This window comes from Runella sp. R0.1_18 (genome assembly GCF_057652155.1).
Genome location: NZ_JBYFCK010000004.1, coordinates 199118 through 218374 on the forward strand (window position 1 = coordinate 199118; position 19257 = coordinate 218374).

Consider the following 19257-nt stretch of genomic DNA (forward strand, 5'->3'; position numbering starts at 1 on the left):
GGCTTGAACGCTTCGACGCGTTATTGGTACCGCGTTCGGGCCAATAATTCGGCAGGAGCAAGTAGTTATACCAACGTCGCAGACGCTACTACCTCATTGGCCGTTCCTGCGACTCCGACAAACCTTACGGCCGAACTTGCAGATTATGACCAAATTCGGTTGACGTGGGGAACGCTCTCGAACGCCACCAACGTCCTCGTTGAGCGTTCAACCAGTCCTAATACTGGGTTTATGCAAATTACGCAACAACCCGCCACAAGTACCTCGTACGTGGATCTTGGGCTCAACGAACAAACTACCTATTATTACCGCATTCGCCTTTCTAACGCCGCTGGGAACTCAGGATACAGCAACGTAGTGAGTGTCACTACGCCCGAAGTCGTGATTTCGGTGCGGCCGCAGTTGTCGGAAGTGGGTTTAACCATTATCGCGTACGGCCAGACGTTACGCATCCAAAACGAGCGTTTTCAGCCGTTAGAAATGGGCTGGAAACTCATGAGTCTAAACGGCCAACCGCTTAAAACCGATGCAGGCATCGTGGCAGGCAAGCAAGCATGGATACACGACCTAAGTGCGCTGAGAGGAGGCGTGTATGTGGTTATTGTCAATGCCGAAAATCGGGTTTTTTCAACCAAAATTGTGCTCAATTAATTCTCAAAGGATATGAAGACGTTAGCGATAGTTAGTTGTTGTTTGCTGCTGTTGGCAGGATGTACCCCCGAAAAAGTAGTTCCTATTACCGATTTGATTGGTAAAAAATGGAAAGCAAAATTGGTGAAAGAAGGAACTCAGGTAGTATTTAGCTTGGGAGGAGCCAGCAACGTGAAGCCAAGTTATGCCAATTTTCGGCTGGATTTGAGCGACCCTAAGCAAGTCACTTTCAAAGACATTGATGGTAGAACGCTGGTAGGAACGTGGACGGTTTCGACCGACAACCAGCGCCTTATTTTAGAAAACCTAGTTCCAAAGCCGACGGGCACCATTGGGACGGTGGAGTTTTTTATTACCGAAACCCCGACCGCCGATGTACTGAAATTAGAACGCACCGCCGAAAGCCGCAAAACGGGAAATAGTATCAATAGTTACGAATTGATACCCGAGTAATCCTGCAAAAAAGCAACCAGCTTGGCAAATGCGCGTGAACGGTGGCTGATTTTACTTTTTTCGGCCAGCGTCATTTCGGCAAACGTGAGCTGGCTACCCTCCGGAACAAAGATAGGGTCGTAGCCAAAGCCGTCGGTGCCGCGTGGGCTGTCGATGATAGTTCCCTCTACAATTCCTTCAAAAGAATAGCTTTTTCCCTCTAACGTAAGCGTAATAACGGTTTTGAAACGTGCTCGGCGGTTACTTTCATTGGCCAATTCGTTGAGAACACGCTCGATATTACGGGCGTGGTTGCGTTCACCGCTGTAGTACGCCGAATGAACGCCAGGAGCGCCGTTGAGTGCTTCTATTTCAAGGCCAGAGTCATCGGCGAAGCAGTTGACGTGGTAGTGCTCCCAGACGTATTCCGCTTTTTGCGCTGAATTGCCTTCAATGGTATCGGTGGTTTCGGGAAGCTCTTCGTTACAGCCGATTTCTTGGAGGGTTTTTAATTCAAAATTATCGCCCAAGAGTGCTTTGATTTCCTTGAGTTTGTGGGCGTTGTTAGTGGCAAAACAAAGTTGCATGATGTTAGAAAGATAAAAGAACAAAAAGCGGCCATTCGGCCGCTTTTTGTGGTATAAAAAATAAAGTTACTTGCGTTTCGCTTCGACCTCAAAGAGCAGCGGAGAGTAAGCGGGGATTTTCCCACCACTACCAGTAGCGCCGTACCCTAGGGTAGAAGGGAAGATGATGATGGCTTTTTCGCCGTAACGCATTTTGGCGATACCGTCATTAAATCCTTTCACCACGCCTCCCGATGCCGTACCTTTAGGGTCAACCACGTTTACGTCAGTCGTGCCGCTGTCAAACTCCTTCCCATTACGGATGAGCTTTCCAGTATAGACCACACTTACTGTTGTGCCAATTTCGATTTGGGCAGAATCAGGACGAGCCAAGGTCTTTACAAACCGAAGTCCATTTTCGTTGTTTCTCTCTAAGCCTAAAATCTTATTAGCAGCTACGTAATCGTTAATTTGTTCTTCCTGCGTACGTACTTTTAAGATATTTATATCGTAGCGAATGGGAATGTAGAGTGGCGCTAGCAATGAAACATCACCAGATCCACGCAACGACCATGGTACGAAGAGCGTTACTTTGTCAGTCTCTCTTATTTTTTCATAAGGAGCGTTCATTAGTACCTCAAACGATGGCACAGGGTTAAAACGGTAGGCCATTGCATAGCCAGTAGTAGTGATGTCGTTAGTATTAAAAGAACGAATAAACACGTCTCCGTATCCTACTTGACTGCTGTCAATAATGGTTCCATCAAGCCGCCTAGCGATGTAGCTAAACGTTACTTCATCTCCAATTTGAGGTTTCTGGAGGCTTGTGTCGGCGTTGCTAACGACATAGAACAAGCCCGAATTGAGACTATCGGCCACAAGTCGGTTGGCACTCAGATAGTTCTTGATTTCGGTCTTATTTTCGAGTGTTTTACGATCTTGGTACACATCTTCCGTCTGCTTGCAAGCAAACATCGTTGCCACAATACTTGCCGCTGTACCTAAAATTAACTTTCCCCTCATTCTTGTTCGATTGAGTGTGTTTGATTGAGTTTGTTTGCGATTAGCAATGGTTGGCTGCTTACTGTTGCCCACCTACTGCGCCAGGCCCTGCGGGAGCTGCTGGTGCTTTTTTCACGTCCACCAATTCAACGTCAAATACCAACACAGAGTTTGGTGGAATCACGCCTGGAGAACCTGCCGTTCCATAAGCTAACGACGACGGAATGATAAACGTACATTTTCCACCTTTTTTCATGGTCATAATTCCTTCTTCCCAGCCTGGAATCACCATTCCTTGGCCGATAGGGAAGTCGATGGGCTTACCACCACTTTGTGGGTTTTTCACTGAGCTATCAAAAACTTTTCCGTCAAGGAGTTTGCCAGTGTAGTGTACCGTTACGACGTTTCCAGCAACGGGCTTCACTCCTGTTCCTTCCTGAGTTACTACATAGTTCAAGCCCGACGCTGTTTCGGTTGCGTTAAGTTTGTTTTTAGCTACGTAGTCGTCGATGGTTTTGGCATCCAATTTTACTTGTTTTTCACGGGCAGATGCCTGTGATTTCTGGAATTCTTGCTCATTCTGAACATCCACGAGTTTTACCGTAAACTGAATGTCCGAACCTTTAGGAATGCCTGGAGGAAGTGGTTGCATCATGCGTGTAAAGAGGGAGTCGGCACTTACGAAAAACGACGCACTGTCTTTTTTAGAAATCATGGCAAGACCTTCTTCAAAGCTACCTTTGAAAGGAGGTACTTGAAGCATCATTTGCATTGGTTGTCCCTCCTTATAGGTATCACGCAAGACAGAGTCTTTGCTGTTTTTTAATACCAAATGAAACGTAAGAATATCGCCAACTTTTGGTTTGCGGCTATCAGAATGTTCATCGTGAATTTGATATTTAAGACCGGTTTCGCTGACACTAACACGGTTGTTGCAAGCAGCCATGAGGGCAGCTACCGAGAAAAAAGCAATGGTTGATTTAAATTTCATGAAATGAGTGCAAAGCACAGTTTAATTGTATTTGAATTGGGATGCGATTACAAGATTATTTTTTAACGCTTAAAAGCTCATTTTGGTATTCGGGCAATACTGATAATAAAAGCTCAGTGGTTTCTTTTAATGAGGTACTGGTACGCCCACCAGAGGCGTTTTTATGGCCTCCTCCTGCAAAGTACTTATGGGCCAAGTCGCGCACCGAAAAATCAGACACTGAACGGAATGATAGCTTGATTTCGTCGCGACGTTCGATGATGAGTACCGACATGACGATGTTTTCGAGCGAAAGTCCATAATTAACAATGCCTTCAGTGTCACCCATCTCCGATTGAAAGCGTTTTAACTCTTCGAGCGATAAGGTCATATAGACTGTACGGTATTCGGGCAAAACGGTAAGTTTTTCCGATAAAACATATCCTAAAAGCCGCGTACGACTGACGGTGTTGTTGTCAAAAATAGCCCGATGGACGTCGTTTACTTGCAAACCCGTTTTCATGAGTTCAGCCACGGCAAGGTGTACTTCGGGCGTGGTACTTCCGTGTCGGAATGAACCTGTATCGGTCATAATTCCCGCGTATAAGCACTGGGCCATGGGCAAGTCCACCAGCGAGGCATCCCCTAGTTGCTGAATGAGTTCAAGTACATACTGCGCCGTAGCGGCTTTGGTCGTATCCGAAAACACAAAATCGGCAAAGGATTCTGGCTCTAAATGGTGGTCAATGAGCACTTTGGTGGCCGTTGAAGCCAGTGCCAGTTCGCCCAAGCCTTTGATACGATGTAGGGCATTGAAGTCTAAGCAACAAATCACCTCGGCTTCTTGTATCACCTGCTTGGCGTGTGCTTGAGACTGAACGTTTTGGTCGTACGTAATTACTTCAGCAAAGTCGGGCATCCAGCGCAAATTGGCCGAACATTCGTTAGGAATGATGACCGTTGCACTGTGTCCTTTTTTTTGAAGGTATAATTTCCATCCCAAAGAAGAACCTATCGCGTCAGCGTCAGGATTTTGGTGGGTCAAGATGACAACACGTTTTTGGGGCGAATTGATGAGTTCGTAAAATGCGTTCCACTGTTGCATAGCTTGCAAAATTAGCAATTTTCTTAAAAAAGACCTGCTAGGTTTTCAAAACCTGTGTAGTCTGCGTAGTTTTGCCCCACTTTTTTATCGAAAATTGTTCATTTTAAATCACAACATACTAATGGCAACCAACAGAACATTCACCATGGTGAAACCCGACGCTGTAGAAGCAGGGAATGCAGGCGCAATTTTGAAGATGATTGAAGAAGCGGGATTCCGTATTGTGGCGTTGAAAAAAACATTGTTGACCCAAGAGCGCGCAGGACAATTTTATGCCGTACACGCCGAACGTCCATTTTATGCTAGTCTTTGTGCTTACATGTCATCGGGGCCGATTTACGCGGCGATTTTAGAAAAAGAAAATGCGGTTGCTGATTTTCGTACGTTGATTGGAGCGACCAATCCAGCCCAAGCAGCCGAAGGAACCATCCGCAAATTGTTCGCAACGTCGTTGGAGGCAAACGCGGTTCATGGTTCTGACTCAGACGAAAATGCGGCGATTGAAGGCGGCTTCTTTTTCTCATTGACGGAGCAATTTTAGTAAAAAAATAGCCCAAAAAAAGTTTAGGCTCCGAGGTATATCGGAGCCTTTTTTTTGTGCCATTTTCCGTGAAACATCAATTTCGTGTAGATTTCACGGGCAAAAATGTAGGTTTCACGGAAATGTCTTGCTTAGGGGGCACTACAAGGTGTATCTTCAATACAGTCATAACCTGTAAAATCCCCCCATAAGTAGAGAAATGAAAAATCCCGAAATGAGATTGCGGAAGATGGATTCGTCCGTATTGATTGCCAAAGAAGAACCGTTTTCGTGCGAAGTATTGAGCAAACTTTTAGAGAGCGAAGGCTTCGATGTTGTAGGAAGAGCTAACGAGTTGGATGAGCTTATTCAGAAGATTCACACCAAGAAACCAAAGTGCGTGATTGTTGAAGCCAACTTGATTGGAAAAGAAACAAGCCACCTACTGAAGCAAATTGCGGAGGCATCGAGCCGACCTAAAATGGTATTGTTTTTTAATGCCTCTAATTCCAGGGAACTCTCCAAAGCACTGGACGCCAATTTTAACGGCTACCTTTACTCGGAAGATAAATTGGAAGAGCTGTACAAATGTTTGTTGTATATCCAGACGCAAACAAAATACTACAGCGATGGCTTCAAAGACCTCATGAAGAAGATGGGAGTCAATGAGGTGGATAGTGAAACGCACCGAAAGCTGAAGTCACTCACCAAGCGAGAGCGTCAGATTCTGTACCTAGTAACCGAGGGGCTGACAGGCTACGAAATAGCCGACTCGTTGTCGATTAGTTATCGAACACTGGCGAATCACAAACAAAATTTAATTCAAAAACTAGGCATTGAAAGCAACCGACATTTACTCAAATTTGGGCTACAGATAAAATCGTACCTCAATACATTATAGTGGTTTGCTAGGAAGGCTACGGTTTTCACTAAGCGATTTTTTGAAGGCATCCAGCCGAGTACGGGGCATCACTAGCTCTCGTGCTTGGTTGGTACCTTTGACATACACAAGGTATTTTCCTTTTTCCCAGTACGTATAGCTATTAAGGTGATTCATGTTGATGATGCAACTTCGGTGAATTCGGAAGAAGTGAATTGGGTCAAGCTCTAATTCTAGCACAGCGAGCGGTTTTGAGATTTGGAAACGACCTTTGGGGTGTTCCACAAAATATTTCTCTTCTACTGTTTCAAAAAAGTAGCAATCGTCAATTCTCAAGAATGCCTCACCCGTTGTTGCTTTGCCGTCGATGAACTTGATGTATTTGTCGGTAGGCGCGGGGCTATTGGTGGTTATGGGGGTATTTATTGAAAATGTAGTAAATGATTCTGATTCAGCAACAGGGACGGCTTCGGCAACACTTTTTGGCGGAGCAGGAGGTGCTACTGTCTCTTTAACAACAGCTGCTGCTGGCGAAGAATGCCGACGAAGCGCAATAGCTTGTTTTTGAGAATGTGTTGGAGTGAACGCATTTATTTGTAAAAAATCGCGAACCAGCGACACATTCAATAAAATATAGCCTAGAATGATGATAAATGGTAGGTACAAAAAATAGGTGGCACTCGTGAAACCATGTAAAATGTATAAATCGAGGTAGCGGTTAAACGAATAGTGGGGGAATTCGCGAAGCAAAAAGCGAATATGTAACGTAACAGGGAAAAAAAGGAAAAATGCCGTAAAGAAAAGAGGTAAGAATTTTAGTTCGTACCAAAGAATAGATAGCGCGTTAAAGTTGATTTTGCGGATTCCCCAAAAACGGTGGTATATGTCAATTAGGAAAGATAGTATATATAATGTAAAAAGTTCTGGTATCAATAATCCAACCATGAAATTTTTAAGGTAGCTGAAAAATGTGAAGTAGGTTACATAGATGTCATGTTTCGTTTGAGGCGCAATTGCCCACGAAATAATTTCAAAAAAGAGAAAAATGGCAAATATAAACCCAACCCCAACCTTGGGGTTTGTATAGAAAGACCGATTAAGTGTTAGAGACCTCATGGCTTCTCTTTAAGTATCAACTGCCTTTGGCAGTGTAGGGTATTGTGACTCACAAAGATACAAAATAGTCAATAGTTACTATAACATTTCATAAATATAGGCATTACTGCGGATTTCCCAGCACGCTTCCCTGACCTACCTTTGTATCATCCAAAGCGGAAAATAACAGTGGGTTAAAAATAACAAATAATGCACTGGTTATCAATAGTTTAAAATCAAAAATTTAACTACTACAACAATGAAAAAGTCATTTGAAATCAAAGCAAAAAAAGAATTGAACTCTTTTATCCGGGCTGGCAAATTTTATGCCAAAAATGAAACTGCAAAGGTACTCAACCTTGGAGATGCTGACCCCTTGGCGTCTTGCTACAAAATTGTAGTAAACAACGACGTTGAAAATAAGCTAGTTCTTCAATAAATCTCTCTGTCAGCAATGAGCTTTTCAGGTTTTATAAACTATCAGCGTGCGCTTCTCGACTGCGAAAGTGCATTTAACAAAGTGAATTTACAAGATGAAGAAGGGTATATGGTAAGGTTTGCGATATTTTCAGCGAACCTTACCAACTTCCTGCCTGAAATCCCTGTTTCGGAACATGCTGAGATGTTTAGAAAGCTACTGACGAGCTTGGCATTTGAGACCTTTGATCGTAATGTATTGCATATTAGTGAGGTATGCTCTCTCAATGGTGACCTGAAGGCGTTAGAAACCCCAGGTACTCCGAGTATATTTTGTACGTTTCATTTAGGTTCGTACCGAATCATTGCCAATTTGTTGATTAAAAATGGGCATCATTTTACAACCATTGTAAAAAAAGATGTCTATAAACAGCAGATTGATTCGATGATGGACTATACAAGTAGGATGAAACAAACGTACAAAACGGATAGTGAAGTCCACGTAGTGAGTGCAGAAGACCCTAATATTGTACTAAAACTGCTTAGAGAGTTAAAAGCAGGGAGGTCGTTGTTAGTATATTTGGATGGAAACGTAGGTACAAGCGATGAAAAGCTTGAGAAAATCACGTTTTTAAGCCGAACAATCACTGCCCGAAAAGGAATGGCCTACCTTAGTTATGTAGCTGGGGTGCCGCTAGTGCCAGTGATTTCGTATCGAAAATCGGATATGAGTAATGTCCTGTACATGGGCGAAGGTATATTTCCTAATAAGTCTGTGCCCAAAGAGGCATATTCACAGCGAGTTTTACAACAACTTTTTGATTTTTTTGCCAAATACGTTGCCAATTTCCCCGAACAATGGGAGGGTTGGAATTATATACACCATTCTTTACAAACAGATGAAACGTCGTTATCGCCACCACCCCCTTCGGCTTATCGAAGGTTGAGTTATCAATTCAACGAGCATCGCTACAGTATTTTTGACCTGAAAGAGTCGCCCGTTTTGTTTGATAAACGCTATTATTCTACGTACGAAATATCGGATAGTTTGCGAGATTACCTGCTTGAATCTCCTTTTAGTAACCCTAAAAGGGTGTTGGGAAAACCAATTTTTCAAGAGTTAGTTCGCCAAGAAATTATAATTTGAGTGTAGAAAGTCTCCAAATTTGGAGACTTTTTGTTTTTACCCCCATCCTAAACAGCCGTTTTTGGTCATTTTTTGAAAATGCTTCACGGGCTAAAATGTAGATTTCACGGGCTAAAATGTAGATTTCACGGGCAAAAATGTAGGTTTCACGGTTTTGGACTTGAAACGGCGTCGTCTGTGTTTGTTTTCGTAGTAATTTCGTCACAGAGAATTTAAGCTCAAAAGCAATAAATCGTTTAGCTGTACAGAGACAGCTTGCTCAACGTTATGTAAGGTAATAGGACAACGTTATGAGGTGTCTCCAATTAACGATGACATAATTTTTCAAAGTAGGGTAAAGTGTGCAGCATTGGCCTCATCTCTCTGAGATGGGGCCATGTCTTTTTAGGGCATTTACGATTGTTCCTTTCAGTGCTTTTAATGAGATTTGGTTTTATGATTCAGCCATTTCATTTGAAAGATGAAAATTTTATCCCAGATTATTTATGGATTTAAAATAAGAGTTTTGGCATAGTATTTGACAGGTGAAGGTATATCCTTTGCAGTGCTCAGTCGCAAAGTATTGTATATCTTACAATAAAGCATGCTGGTCTTGTAAACGGAGTTTTAAAATTAGAGAGGATTACCAACGCAACTGTTTCAAATGTTTATGTATCCAAACAATTACCAACATCTCTCAGCCTTGTTCAAGGATAAGGGCTTGAATCCACCAAAGATAAGGAGGTTACTCAAATGGGGGCTATTCTGTATAGGTTTGTTGCTGAATCAGCAGTTAATGGCCCAAGTAAGTGGAACGGTATTCCGTGATTTTAACATCAACGGTACACAACAAACCACTAATCCTATTGAGCCTGGTCTTGAGGGCGTTACTGTCAAAGCTTTTAATGCCTCCAATGTACAAGTAGGCGCTACTGCCACTACGAACGCTTCTGGGGCATACACCATTGCAGGTATTACGGGAGATGTACGCTTAGAGTTTACGCTTCCCAATACGTTTTATGCCTCCAATGGTAAAACTGGAAACACAACAGTGCGTTTTGCAACAGCACCCGCAACAGGAATCAACTTGGCGGCAAACAACCCAAGTGATTATTGCCCAGGGACTCCCGATGTGATTGTGACCTGTTTTGTGAACGGAAACCCACTAGGAGGTGGTACGGCAGGAACGGGCAAGGCTTTGGTGAAGTTTCCTTACAGCATAGCCAATGCCTCAACGACTGCTCCTACGGGATTGGCAAATGCCGTTGACGTAGGGTCTGTGTGGGGAGCCGCTTACCAAAGAGAAACGGACAAAGTCTTTACTGCGGCTTTTTTGAAACGCCATACTGGCTTACTTGCTGCAGGCTTAGGGGGGATTTTTACTACCCAATTAGGTGCAACGCCTTCTACGGCCTTGTTGGTCGATTTGGAAACTTTCAGTGGTGCCCCGCACAACATTGATCTTGGCCAATCTGTGATTGGAACTCGTACCTTGCCTGCGGCAGCGAATGGAAGTAGTGAGGATGCTTCGGCTTTTGGAGCAGTGGCGAAAGTGGGGTTGGGTGGAATGACCATTTCTGAGGATGGACGCACGCTTTATGTCATTAACTTATACCAGAAAAAACTCATTTCTATCAATATCGGTGTACCTGCCAAAACAACCATTACAGCGGCGGATATAAATACCTATACCATTCCTGATCCAGGCTGTACCAATGGGGTTTCTCGCCCTTTTGCAGTGCGTTATTATCAAGGGAAAGTATATGTAGGCACCATCTGTAGTGCAGAAAGTGCTGGAGGAACTCAAAATAATCTTAATGCGTATGTATATACGTTTGACCCTGTAGCAGCAACTTTTAATACGACTGCTGTAGCCAACTTTTCGTTAAACTATCCCAAAGGAAAAGTCCATGTTTCTGAAGATCCTGACAAATGGCTTCCATGGACCGATAACTTTAGCGTACTTTATAAGGGAGCGGCTGTTGGTACACCAGGTGCTCCAAGAACAATGCGCCCGCAACCGTTGTTGTCAGACATTGACTTTGTAGAGAACGGAGACATGGTGTTGGGCTTTACCGACCGCTCTGGTCACCAATTAGGGTATCGGAATACGGGGGTTGGTGCTTCCAATGATAGTATATTTAGCGGTTATATTGGCGGAGACATCCTTCGTTTGGCGAAAGGTTCGAGTACTTGGACGCTGGAGTCAGGTGGTAACGTTAGTGGATTGACAGGCTCGGCTAACAGCCAAGGCCCAGGTGGTGGAGAGTTTTATTCGCAGGAACAATTTTCTGGTCAATTAGTAGTTGGAGGGTCAATTGTTGAAATTCACCAAGAAACCTATGTAGGGAGTAGCTTTACTGTGCCAGGAAGTGGGGTATTGTTAGCAACGGTTATGGATCCACTCAATGTTTGGTCAGGTGGAACGTCTTGGTTTAGTAATACTAATGGAACTGTGTCTAAACGTTATCAGATATTCCAAACAACAAGTGATGGAGGTGTTACCTTTGGTAAAGCGGCTGGTTTGGGAGCGTTGGAACTTACTTGTGATGCTTCTCCCATTGAAATAGGTAACCGAATTTGGTTAGATACCAATAAAAACGGTATCCAAGACCCAGGAGAAAATGGAGTGGGTGGGGTCGTTGTAACGCTCTGTGATTCAACAGGGACAACCATTACGACTGTTACTACAGATAATAACGGTAATTACTACTTTACGTCACTAACAGGAACGGATGCGGCAGGTATCAAATATGGCGTAGCCTTAAAACCGTTTACGAAGTACAGATTGAAAATACCATCAACTAGCGGCAGTAACGTATTAACAGGCACAGATGCTTTGGGCAATGATTTGGCAGATAATGATTTTGCCCTTAACGGAGCCAACGGAGAAGTGACTTTGATTACGGGAGGCTCTGGGGCCAATATGCACACCTTTGACGGAGGTTATCAGCCTGCTGTGGGTTCATTGGGTAATTTCATCTGGAAAGATGTAAACGACAACGGCAAGCAAGACAGTGGAGAACTAGGAGTCGCAGGCGTTATTGTTCAGCTCGTGCAAGGAGCAACCGTCGTAGCTACCGATACAACCGATGCCAATGGTATCTATGGATTTAACAACCTAAGTGCGGGAAATTATCAAGTGAAAATCTTGGTTACATCGTTGCCAGCAGGCTGTGTTATTTCTTCAAAGAAAGATGCCGCTGGAGTGGCTGATACGTTAGACTCTGATTTTGACCCAACAACGGGACTGAGTCAATCGGTAACGATTACTCCTACTGGCTCGGGTATTGCCAAAGATAACCCAACGATTGACGGTGCGCTTTATTCACCGCTAGGCTCTATCGGTAACTACGTTTGGAAAGATACCAATAATGATGGTAAACAAGACCCAACTGAAGCAGGACAAGCTGGAATAATTGTGCAACTTCTCCAAGGCTCAAGTGTGGTCGATGAAGATACGACCGATGTAAATGGTTTCTACAGTTTCAATAACCTCACATCAGATACTTACCAGGTCAAATTACTCCTGACTTCTCTTCCTGCGGGCTGTGTTATTTCTTCCAAACCTAATGCCGCAGGAGTAGCTGATACGCTAGATTCTGATTTTAACGCGGCAGGTTTGAGTCACTTGATTACAATTGATACTTCAAAGCCAGCGAGCGATACGCTACGTAATAATCCTCACGTTGATGCGGCACTTTATTCGCCCAAAGGTTCAATCGGAGATTATGTGTGGAAAGATTTGAATAACAATGGTATTCAGGATGATGGGTCAACGGGTGTGAAAGACGTCGTTGTGGAGTTGTACAAAGGAAGTACGACAGGTAGTCCAGTTGCTAAAGATACTACGGATGCAAGTGGGGCTTATGGGTTTACCAATTTGGATGCGGGAGATTATTACGTCAAAGTAGTCGTTACAAGCCTGCCAGTAGGTTGTGTGATTAGTACTAAACAAGATTTGGGGGGCGACGATACCAAAGATTCGGACGTGAATCCAGTCACTGGTTTTAGTGCAAAAGTAACGTTAGATCCCACAGGTACTGGTTTGTCGAAAGACAACCCAACCATTGACGCAGCTTTGTACTCACCTAAAGGCTCAATTGGTGATTATGTATGGAAAGACCAAAACAACAACGGCGTTCAAGACTCGGGAGAACCAGCAGTGGCAGGCGTGATAGTTCAATTGTTGAACTCTACGACCAGTGCTGTCTTAGCTACCGATACGACAGACGCGGGTGGTTTGTACTTGTTCTCTGATTTATCAAGCGGTACGTACCAAGTGAAAATCGTGACGACGAGCCTGCCAGCAGGTTGTGTCATCAGCAGCCAACAAAATTTGGGCGGTGACGATACCAAAGACTCTGACTTTAACCCAGCAACTGGCTTGAGTCAAGTGGTGACAATTGACGCTTTGGGAACAGGCATTGCCAAAGACAACCCAACGGTTGATGCAGCCTTGTACTCACCTAAGGGTTCGATTGGCGATTATGTATGGAAAGACCAAAACGATAATGGTATTCAGGATGCAACTGAAGTAGGAGTAGCGGGTGTGATTGTGCAATTGTTGAACTCGACAACCAGCGCGGTATTGGCAACTGACACAACGAATGCCCAAGGTTTGTACTTGTTCTCAAATTTGAACTCAGGGACCTACCAAGTAAAAATCGTGACAACGAGCCTACCCGCAGACTGTGCACTTAGCAGCCAACAAGACTTGGGTGGCGATGATGAGAAAGACAGCGACTTTAACTCAACCACAGGTTTAAGTCAAGTAGTAACCATCGATGCTTTGGGTACAGGTACAGCTAAAGATAATTTAACTGTGGATGCTGCTTTGTATTCACTCAGAGGTTCAATTGGAGACTTTGTTTGGAAAGACCAAAATGATAATGGTATTCAAGACCCTAATGAATCACCGGTGGCAGACGTAATCGTGCAGTTGTTGCAAGGAACGACGGTTATAGCGACGGATACGACTAATTTTAACGGTTTATATTTGTTCCCTAACTTACCAAATGGGACATACCAAGTAAAAATCGTAACAACAAGTTTGCCTGATAGCTGCGTTATTAGCAGCAAGCAAGATTTGGGTGGTGACGATACCAAAGACTCTGACTTTAATCCAACAACAGGCTTGAGTCCATTGATAACCATTAATGTTGCGGGGACAGGTATCGCCAAAGACAATCCAACGATAGATGCGGCACTGTCAACACCGAAAGGTTCGATTGGGGATTATGTTTGGAAAGACCAAAACAACAACGGCGTTCAAGATTCGGGTGAGCCAGCGGTAGCGGGTGTAATCGTTCAATTGTTGAACTCGACAACCAGTGCCGTTTTGGCCACTGATACGACTGATGCGAATGGGTTGTACTTATTTACGAACTTGAAGTCAGGCACTTACCAAGTAAAAATCGTAACGACAAGTTTACCAGCGGGTTGTGTTATCAGCAGCCAACAAGACTTGGGCGGTGACGATACCAAAGATTCTGACTTTAATCCAACAACGGGCTTGAGCCAAGTCGTGACGATTAATGCTTTGGGAACAGGTATCGCCAAAGATAACCCAACGGTTGACGCGGGCTTGTATTCTCCGAAAGGTTCGATTGGGGATTACGTATGGAAAGATCAAAACAACAACGGTGTTCAGGATTCGGGCGAGCCAGCGGTAGCGGGTGTAATTGTTCAATTGTTAAACTCGACAACGAGTGCGGTTTTGGCGACTGACACGACGAACGCCCAAGGTTTGTACTTGTTCTCGAATTTGGAGAGTGGTACTTACCAAGTAAAAATTGTAACGACGAGTTTGCCAGCAGGTTGTGTCATCAGTAGCCAACAAGATTTGGGTGGTGACGATGCGAAAGATTCTGACTTTAACCCAACCACGGGTTTGAGCCAAGTCGTGACGATTAATGCTTTGGGAACGGGTATTGCCAAAGACAACATGACGGTTGACGGGGCGTTAGTTGTTCCTTGTGTAGAATCGAGCGTTACTTTATCGAATGCGCCAATCTGTTCGGCAGATGTACAAACGTACAGCATAACCTTCACGGTGACCAATAAATTGGGCATTGTAAAAGTGAACAAAGGAACGTTGAGCGGAAACAATCCTTACACGGTGACGGGTATCCCATCGGGAGCGAGTGTGATAATTACGGACAGTTTGAGCGCTATTTGTAAATCAGATACGACCATCGTAGGGCCTAACTGTAACTGTAATCCACCAGTACCTGTATTGTTGACGCCAAGTGTAGCCGCTTGTATTGGTGATACCTTCCCGACCTTGAAAGCGACGGTGGTGGGTCTTGCAACGGTAGAATGGTTTAGCCAACAAACAGGCGGAACGGTATTGTTTACAGGCTTAAACTACAAACCAAGTGGCACAGTGACGGGTACAACAACGTATTACGCCCAAGCGCGCAGTACCGACCAAACCTGTCCAACCGCAGTGAGTACGAGCCGCGTCCCAGCGACGGTTAATGCCCAAACTTGTATTGACACGGTGGACTTAGCATTGAAGAAATCGATTAACACGAAAATAGCGCAGGTAGGTGATGTACTTACTTATACGCTAAAAGTCTGGAACGAATCGAACAAAAATGCAACGGGTGTAGAAGTCGCGGACAGTATTGCGACGACGGTACAGTTCATATCGGGTAGTTTCCAACCAAGTCGTGGTACTGCTACGATTAGTGGTAATGCCATCAAATGGACGATTGGCAACATTTCGGCGAACGGAGATACGGTGACTTTGACCTACCAAGTACGAGCGACGCAAGAAGGCTTACACTTCAACACGGCAGAAATCTCGAAAGTAGATCAAAAAGATGTGGATTCGACGCCAGGTAATGGCAATCCAGCTGAAGACGACATCGACCGTCAGTGTTTTAGCGTGCCGTTCAAGGTGTGTCCAACCAACCAAGTGGAAGCATCGGTACCTGCACTTTACACAAATGTTCAATGGTTTAAAGATGGAGGAACGACGCCAGTAGCGACGGGCAATGTGGTTCTGTTTAGTGAAGTAGGTATCTACACTTTCACCGCAACGAACCAAACTTGTCCAGCCGAAGGGTGTTGCCCAATCATCATTGAGCCAGGAGTAAACTGCTGCCCAGAGGATTTGTGCGTGCCATTCACGATTCAAAAAAGAAAGAAAAAGTAAAATAAGGTTGTAGCCAACCGCGCCCCCCTTTTTCATCAGAAGAAGGGGGGCTTTTTGTTGGTATTTATTTTGAAGAATTAAAGTTTAACCAAAAATCAGTGAAGTGCTTAAATTTGGTACATTTATTGCTGGTATATTTAATAGTGAATTTTGGATAATATTTTTACGACAGTTGCTTCTCAAGGCATCCTAAACTGTGGTTTAGGGATGCCTATATCTGCATTTTAGCCATTTCGGCACTATTTTTGCACTTGTTCTTACCGTACGTTTATAAATGCGCTGACTAGCATTTGGTATATTCTTTTCCTACTCTATTATACATACATTTATGATTATCCTCCCAAAGGTGTGTTTACGCGTTTGCGTAGGCATAGTGGTATCATTAGCAGCATTGTTAATGGTTGGAAATGCGTTTGCACATGTTGCAAATAAAACAGAACATACTTTTTCGCAGGTTCTCACCTGCGTTTCCCCTAAATTTAATTCCGTAACAGTTACATCGGCCACTTGTAAAACGGGTGGAGGGGGCAATAACGATGCTATGATTGCCTTGGTAGCGACGGGCGCCGACAAATACGGTATTTCCCAAGGCGCAACTTATGCGGGGCCTGACTATGCCGCCGCCAAAAATCTTTCATCGGGAGCGGCTGATAGTCTTAATATCACCAATGCCTCGTCTTTATGGACCATCCGAGTATTCAACGGGGACAATACTTGCTTTAAGGATACAACCGTTGTGCTAAACTGCAATCGTTGTGTGGAACCCTGCACGAACATGACGATTTTGGTGGGAGAAATTACGAATGCAGGCGAAAAAGTGATTATTCAGCCTTTAGACCCCAACAGCGGCACCATTCCTTGTTCGATTCCTAACACAGGGGGAGATGGTATTGCAATTGACCAAGTGAACAAAATTGCCTACATCGGTAGCCCTTTCAGTAGCCCCATCAAAGTGTATAGCTTTGCCCAAGCTACCTTTTTTCCCAATGTACAACCGTCGTCGGGGACTAATTCGTTTGATATTACGCTTTCGGAAGATAAAAAGTACTTATTACGAGGTGGAACCAATGGCCGTGTTGAAAAAATTCGGATTCAAAACGGGCAAGTTGTGGTTTCGCGAGCAACGTCTTTTTTCTCGGATGGCCAAAATAAAATTTGGGGAGTGGCAGCCTACGGCGGGAAGGTGTATGTCACCACGGGCTACAACGACTTAAATACCGCAGGCAGAAGCACCGTACAGGTAATGGATAGCACTTTTTCTAACCCCGTACGCTTACGAACCCGTAATGATGGCAAAATTTATGTGGGTATCACGGTGGACAAAGACGGCACGCTTTGGACAACGGTGGACGGTTACGGAAACGGGGATGCTGTAGAGCACCTAACGGCAGAAGGTACATTGATAAAAAGTTACCCCATTACGTCGTCCAACCAACAATCACGCCGCCGCCCGTTTGACATCGACTTTGGCCCCGACGGTAACCTTTACGTGGCTACTTTCTACGGTGATTGCGTTTCCAAACTCACCCTCGATTCGCCTTCTAATCCTGATTTTGGGAAGTTTAGTACCTATCTTGGTTTTGAACAAGGCGTGCTTAGTAAAAACTTGGCCTTTGTGTGTGGCGATGTGATTTGCCCATGCGACCAGCCGACTATCGCAGTGAAAGTGACTGATCCAACCTGCGAAAGTGCAGGAAAACTCGAATTGACAGCTGTCACGAAAGGAAACAAATTTGGAATTAGTAAAGGCGCTACCTACACAGGTCCTTCGTATGCGAATGCAACTACTTTACCCAATACTTTTCCATTAACGCTTGTCTCGAATATCAATACAACGGCTGATTCTACTTGGACAGTGCGGGTGTTTAACCAAGAAAGTGGCTGTTACAAAGATACCACTGTCACCATAAAAGGCGTTCGGGCCAAATCCCTCATTTCGATGCTAGGCACACCGACTTGTTCTGACGATGCCCTAACGTACAGTTTTACCTTCAGCGTAACCAACAAACTAGGTACGGTGAAAGTAAATAAAGGAACTTTAACGGGTAACAATCCCTACACCGTCACGGGGATTCCTTCGGGCGAAGACGTAATTATTACAGACAGCTCAAGTACGATTTGTAAATCAGACACCACCGTGACAGGGCTCAACTGTAACTGTAATCCATCCTTGCCCAAAGTGATAACGTCGAGTTTTACGATTTGTATTGGTGATTCTTTGCCAACACTTCAGGCCGCGATTGTGGGCTTGGCTACCGTCGAGTGGTTTAGCCAGTCAGTGGGCGGAGACATCCTGGCGACGGGCTTGACTTATAAACCAACGGGCATCGTGACGGGTACTACAACCTATTATGCGCAAGCAAGGAGTACCGACCCCGCTTGCCCTGTAGCGATTAGTACGAGCCGCACGCCCGCTACTATCAACGCAGATACCTGTACCATTGATTTAGCCCTAAAGAAATTTATTGACAAAAAAATAGCCCAAATTGGCGATACCTTGACTTATACTATAAAGGTATGGAATGAATCGAACAAAGGTGCTACGGGGGTATCTGTCACTGATTCTTTGGCAACGACGGTCGCTTATTTACCAGGTAGTTTCGTCGCAAGTCGAGGCAGTGCGGCCATCAATGGAAATGTGATTCAATGGACAATTGGTGAGATCGCCGCCAATGGAGATACGGTTACTTTGACCTACAAAATCAAGGCCATCCAAGAAGGTATTCATTTTAATACCGCCCAAATTTGTACGGCAAACGAACAGGATGTGGATTCTACTCCTTGTAATAACACGGAAGGGGAAGACGACATCGACCGTGAATGTTTTACTGTGCCTTTTAAACTTTGCCCTACCGAGAAAATCGAGGCGAGCGTGCCGTCCAAATATACCAGTGTACAATGGTATAAAGATGGCGGCACAACGCCCATCGCGACTGGAAATGTTATCCTTTTGAGTGATGTAGGGGTATATACTTTCACTGCAACAAATCAGACCTGTCCAGCTGAAGGTTGCTGCCCAATTATCATTGAAGAGGGTCTTAATTGTTGTCCTGTCGAATTGTGTATCCCTTTTACCATAAAACAATCCAAAAAAGCAAAGAAATAAATATTCTAATGCTGAAAATGTTCAGTTTGGCGTAATTGTTGGCAGGGATAATACTATCTTTTTGGGTTAATATTTTGAGGAGTGGAATATGATAATTTGACTAATGTATTCTATTATTCAAAGTTTGTTATCCCTTTTTTGATTAGTTTGGTAATTATGGTATGTGTTTTGTTAGGAATGGATACATAATCATAAATGTATCCATTTACCCTATTCTTGGCA

At 44.2% G+C, this 19257-nt stretch carries 14 protein-coding genes; 8 read left to right on the forward strand and 6 right to left on the reverse strand.

Annotated elements, in window-relative coordinates; genetic code table 11:
• Both AC23P2_RS08740 and AC23P2_RS08745 read left to right on the forward strand, forming a co-directional pair.
• On the forward strand, positions 1 to 651 hold a 651-nt coding region (locus tag AC23P2_RS08740), incomplete at its 5' end, for a fibronectin type III domain-containing protein (protein WP_487772837.1).
• 12 nt (positions 652 to 663) lie between these two features.
• The gene (locus tag AC23P2_RS08745; RefSeq protein ID WP_487772838.1) at positions 664 to 1104 is read left to right on the forward strand and encodes a hypothetical protein; all 441 of its coding nucleotides are present in this window, start codon (positions 664 to 666) and stop codon (positions 1102 to 1104) included.
• Here AC23P2_RS08745 and rdgB read toward each other — a convergent pair.
• From rdgB to AC23P2_RS08765, 4 genes are all read right to left on the reverse strand, one after another.
• Positions 1083 to 1670: an RdgB/HAM1 family non-canonical purine NTP pyrophosphatase gene (rdgB, locus tag AC23P2_RS08750; protein ID WP_487772839.1), complete on the reverse strand. Its 588-nt coding sequence runs from the start codon at positions 1668 to 1670 to the stop codon at positions 1083 to 1085. The two genes, AC23P2_RS08745 and rdgB, sit on opposite strands and share 22 nt — an antisense overlap.
• 66 nt (positions 1671 to 1736) lie before the next feature.
• On the reverse strand, positions 1737 to 2672 hold the full coding sequence (locus AC23P2_RS08755) for an FKBP-type peptidyl-prolyl cis-trans isomerase (RefSeq protein ID WP_487772840.1): 936 nt from the start codon (positions 2670 to 2672) through the stop codon (positions 1737 to 1739).
• Positions 2673 to 2730: 58 nt separating this feature from the next.
• On the reverse strand, positions 2731 to 3642 hold the full coding sequence (locus tag AC23P2_RS08760; protein WP_487772841.1) for an FKBP-type peptidyl-prolyl cis-trans isomerase: 912 nt from the start codon (positions 3640 to 3642) through the stop codon (positions 2731 to 2733).
• Positions 3643 to 3697: 55 nt separating this feature from the next.
• Positions 3698 to 4726, reverse strand: coding sequence for a DHH family phosphoesterase (locus tag AC23P2_RS08765; protein ID WP_487772842.1), 1029 nt, complete (start codon positions 4724 to 4726; stop codon positions 3698 to 3700).
• Positions 4727 to 4847: 121 nt separating this feature from the next.
• Here AC23P2_RS08765 and AC23P2_RS08770 point away from each other — a divergent pair, with 121 nt between their 5' ends.
• Together AC23P2_RS08770 and AC23P2_RS08775 are read left to right on the forward strand one after the other, a co-directional pair.
• Positions 4848 to 5267: a nucleoside-diphosphate kinase gene (locus AC23P2_RS08770; RefSeq protein ID WP_028525028.1), complete on the forward strand. Its 420-nt coding sequence runs from the start codon at positions 4848 to 4850 to the stop codon at positions 5265 to 5267.
• Between the two features lie 199 nt (positions 5268 to 5466).
• Entirely contained in the window at positions 5467 to 6147 is a 681-nt protein-coding gene (locus AC23P2_RS08775; protein WP_037301114.1) for a response regulator transcription factor, read from the forward strand.
• Here AC23P2_RS08775 and AC23P2_RS08780 read toward each other — a convergent pair.
• Positions 6142 to 6876, reverse strand: coding sequence for a LytTR family DNA-binding domain-containing protein (locus tag AC23P2_RS08780; protein WP_487772843.1), 735 nt, complete (start codon positions 6874 to 6876; stop codon positions 6142 to 6144). The genes AC23P2_RS08775 and AC23P2_RS08780 overlap by 6 nt on opposite strands.
• A gap of 604 nt (positions 6877 to 7480) precedes the next feature.
• Between AC23P2_RS08780 and AC23P2_RS08785 the strand changes: the two genes are divergently transcribed.
• Both AC23P2_RS08785 and AC23P2_RS08790 read left to right on the forward strand, forming a co-directional pair.
• The gene (locus tag AC23P2_RS08785; protein WP_487772844.1) at positions 7481 to 7660 is read left to right on the forward strand and encodes a hypothetical protein; all 180 of its coding nucleotides are present in this window, start codon (positions 7481 to 7483) and stop codon (positions 7658 to 7660) included.
• Positions 7661 to 7675: 15 nt separating this feature from the next.
• Positions 7676 to 8785: an LpxL/LpxP family acyltransferase gene (locus tag AC23P2_RS08790; protein ID WP_487772845.1), complete on the forward strand. Its 1110-nt coding sequence runs from the start codon at positions 7676 to 7678 to the stop codon at positions 8783 to 8785.
• On the opposite strand, the gene AC23P2_RS08795 is transcribed toward AC23P2_RS08790, so the two are convergent.
• A complete protein-coding gene (locus tag AC23P2_RS08795; RefSeq protein WP_487772846.1) occupies positions 8775 to 8990 on the reverse strand; it encodes a hypothetical protein in 216 nt (71 codons plus the stop codon). The genes AC23P2_RS08790 and AC23P2_RS08795 overlap by 11 nt on opposite strands.
• 438 nt (positions 8991 to 9428) lie before the next feature.
• Between AC23P2_RS08795 and AC23P2_RS08800 the strand changes: the two genes are divergently transcribed.
• Positions 9429 to 15929 carry an SdrD B-like domain-containing protein gene (locus AC23P2_RS08800; RefSeq protein WP_487772847.1) on the forward strand — a complete coding sequence of 2167 codons (6501 nt, stop codon included), beginning with the start codon at positions 9429 to 9431 and terminating at the stop codon, positions 15927 to 15929.
• Positions 15930 to 16257: 328 nt separating this feature from the next.
• Positions 16258 to 19035 carry an Ig-like domain-containing protein gene (locus AC23P2_RS08805; protein WP_487772848.1) on the forward strand — a complete coding sequence of 926 codons (2778 nt, stop codon included), beginning with the start codon at positions 16258 to 16260 and terminating at the stop codon, positions 19033 to 19035.
• Positions 19036 to 19257 lie beyond the last annotated feature (222 nt).